The sequence below is a fragment of the Klebsiella sp. EMBS2024 genome (genome assembly GCF_036233805.1).
GTDB lineage: Bacteria > Pseudomonadota > Gammaproteobacteria > Enterobacterales > Enterobacteriaceae > Klebsiella > Klebsiella pneumoniae.
The window spans coordinates 5,171,450-5,174,806 of sequence record NZ_JAZARW010000001.1; the positions used below are offsets into that span (position 1 = coordinate 5,171,450).

2 protein-coding genes are annotated in these 3,357 nt (G+C 53.9%); both read right to left on the reverse strand.

The genetic code is table 11. The features are described 5' to 3' along the window. Nucleotides 1-1,680: a glycoside hydrolase family 43 protein gene (locus VZP09_RS23590; RefSeq protein ID WP_130957665.1), complete on the reverse strand. Its 1,680-nt coding sequence runs from the start codon at nucleotides 1,678-1,680 to the stop codon at nucleotides 1-3. 58 nt (nucleotides 1,681-1,738) lie between these two features. Then, the gene (locus VZP09_RS23595; protein ID WP_004153321.1) at nucleotides 1,739-3,178 is read right to left on the reverse strand and encodes an MFS transporter; all 1,440 of its coding nucleotides are present in this window, start codon (nucleotides 3,176-3,178) and stop codon (nucleotides 1,739-1,741) included. Between the last annotated feature and the right edge of the window lie 179 nt (nucleotides 3,179-3,357).

Below are 3,357 nucleotides of genomic sequence, written 5' to 3' on the forward strand. Positions count from 1 at the left end.
TTACTTATCCCGCGTCTCGCCAGCCTCCCAGCTGTAACTCCCATCGGCCGCTAACCTATCGCCCAGCTCCTGATACTCGAACTGATAAAACTCAGCCTGGGTGCCGTACCCGGCGTAGTCTACCGCCGCCAGGCCGACGAACGCCCCGGTAAAGAACCCACCGTAGCTCTGCAATACATAGTCATCGGACAGTACCGCGGCATCCAGCTGAACCGGGATCTCGGTGAAGGTCACGCCATCGAAGCTATATTCATAGCTGTAGGTCTGCTTGCGGACCTTGGTCCGAAACCAGACGTATTCCACGCCGTCCGGCACCTTGATGGCGTTATCTTTCAGGTACGACGTGTATTTTCCGCGGTTATTTTCGCCGACTTCGATGACCTTGCCGTTAATTTCATTCCAGGTCAGGAAGACAAAGCTCCAGTGGCGGTCGTTATAGTAATTCGTTAATCCGGCCATCTGCTGGTAGCTGAAGGGCTCGAATTTCACCTTCACCGCGGCGTCAAAATAGAAGGCCTGCCAGCGGCGGGCAATCAGCGACAGGTCATGCGTATTGGCTAACGAACCCTGGCCGATTAAGGTTAATTTGCCGTCGCCGGTGGTGCCCATTTTGGCCGTAAACGGCACTCGCAGGGTATTCCAGTTCGGGTCGAGCGCTGGCGACGTAAAATCATCCTGTTGGCTATTATCGCTGGCGCTTTCGGTGAAGATGGCGTCTTTCGGCCCTTCGACGAAGGTTTTCCCGCCGTGACCGCCTTCAATACGCGGCCAGCCCTCGTCGTCCCAGTATACTTTCTGGATCGCGGTTTCCCGGCCGAGAGTTGACCAGCCGCGCGGGTCGTAGATGGATTCCCCTGGGCGATTCCACGGCCGGGCGCAGAGCGAGGCGTAATACCATTCGCCTTCCGGGGTGGAGACCAGCGCGCCATGGCCCTGTTTCTGGATGTAGCTGTCCGGGGTATCGACATTGGTTAAGAACACGTCGCCCGGCTCGGTTTCGAAGCTGTCGGCCTCGAGGGTTTTCGACCGAGCCACCACCTCCTGGTGGGTAAATACGGTGCCGCCCTGGGCGGCAAACAGATAGTAGTAGCCGTTCAGTTTATAGAGGTGCGGCCCCTCGACCAGCGCCACGGCGGTGCCGCGGTAGATGGTGCGCGCGGTTTCCGGCATTAACTTCAGCGTTTTGGTATCCAGCTCCGTTAAGGTAATGCCATCGAAGGGGTGATGGTACTCCCGGTGATCCCAGGTTTGCTGGACGATATATTTCCGGCCATCGTCGTCATGGAACAGCGAGGCGTCAAACCCGACGCCGTTCAGCTTGATCGGGTCGCTCCACGGGCCCCGAATATCCTTCGCCGTGGTCAGGTAGTTGGTCATGTCTTTAAAGGCGCCTTCGGTGATCTTCACATCGGTATACACCAACCAGAATTGCCCATCGGCCCAGGAGAGCGCCGGCGCCCAAATGCCGCCGGAGGAGGGGTTGCCCTTCATGTCCAGCAGGGTGGTGGTGGAGAGCGGCGAAGGCAGCAGGTTCCAGTTTTTCAGGTCTTTGGACTCATGTAAACGCACGCCCGGGAACCACTCAAACGTCGAGTTGGCAATATAGTACGTATCCTCGACGCGAATAATACTGGGGTCGGCATTAAAGCCGCGTAATATCGGGTTTTGAATAAGTGACATTTCATTACACCTTTTAAAATGGAAAGTTAAGGATCGGTCTGATTTATAATTTTTTTAACTACACGCGGATCTCATCCAGCTGACGGTTGATGTCGGTCACATGTTTATCGGAGATCGGATAAACCTGCATGATCACCATCGAAATAGCGGCCAGCGCAATTGGGATCCACACCGCGGTCATAATGATCCCGTCGATGGCGCTGGCGCTCTGCACGGCGCCGCTTTCATTAAATCCATACACCGCCAGCAGCCACAGCGGGATAGCGCCGCCGATGGTGAAGCCGATCTTGAAGAAGAGTCCCATAATGGCATTGATAATGGCGGCATTGCGTTTGCCCGATTTTAATTCGCCGTACGCGATAACTTCCGGTACCAGCGCCCACATAAAGCCGGTGGCGGAGGTTAAGCCCCACTGTTTAATAAAGGTGGCGATGTAGGCCAGCCACAGGGCGTCGTGCATCCCTTCACGGGACCAGACGTAGGTCAGCAGTTCGCCGACGATGAACATGGCGAGGAACAGATGGAAGAAGCCTTTTTTACCAAAGATTTTTTTCAGTTTCGGCCAGAACACCGGGAAGGCGATGCCGGGAATAGACGCGACGAGACCCACGGCGCCCATCCATTCGGAATGGCCGACGACGAACTGGTTGAAGAAGCCGTTAACAGTGTTCATGAAGAACATGAAGGTAAAGGCCAGCATAAAGAACATGCCGAGAATAACCAGCGGGCGGTTATGTCTGAGCTCGTGGAAAAGGTCGGTGGTTTTGACGTTGGCGGTCTGCTCGGCGGTCGCGACCACGCGTTCTTTGGTGCATTTGTAGCAGATAAACAGGGCCACCGCGCCGATGATCATATAGATGGCGTACACGCCGAACCAGGCGTAGTTCGCCGACGGATCGGTATAGTTGCCCAGATTCAGCTCAAGGCCGAAAAAGCCGGTGTCTTTCAGGCTGCGATCTTTCGGCGCCGCCATCTGCACAAACATCGGGAACAGGGTATAGACCAGCAGGTTGGCGCTGTTGGCAAGCATCATGCGGGTACTGGTCAGCTTATCGATCGATTCCGGGTCGCGGGTCAGCGACGCATTCAGCGAGCCATAGGGAATATTGACTAAGGAATAAACCAGGTCCAGCGCCAGATAAATAATAAAGGCGAAAGCCACCGAACCTTTCACCCCAGGAATTGGCGCGAACAGTAATGCCGACAGGATCACTAGCGGCACGCCGGCTCGTAACAGCCAGGGGCGATATTTCCCTGCTTTCGAGGTTCGCTTATCCACATAGGTTCCGACCATCGGATCCCAAAACACATTAATGATACGGACAAAAAGAAAAATAAAGCCTGCCGTTGCCGTGCTGATGGTATTTACCGTCAGCATATGCAAAGCCAGAAAACCCCCAATTGTGCCGAAAACCAGGTTTTGCGCAAAGTCGCCCATGCCATAACCAATTCGTTCTCCACGGGTTAATTTATGATATTCATCATGCCGACTGTGCATTATGTTTTTACTCATTCTAAGCAGACTCCGGTTTGTTTTGTGTAGGTGAAACACTTTCTGACACAGTTGACCTGGAAGAATCTATTACGTTTTTAAATTACGTAATTATGTTTTTTTACTTATGTGATCCTCGAAGCAAAGGCCTGTATCGCCTGCTTTGAACCGTTATCCGCCGCTAA

Bases quoted from the DNA above. Each gene is read 5' to 3' on its own strand.
- VZP09_RS23595 (WP_004153321.1), bottom strand. From the start codon at position 3,178: ATGCACAGTCGGCATGATGAATATCATAAATTAACCCGTGGAGAACGA.
- VZP09_RS23590 (WP_130957665.1), bottom strand. From the start codon at position 1,680: ATGTCACTTATTCAAAACCCGATATTACGCGGCTTTAATGCCGACCCC.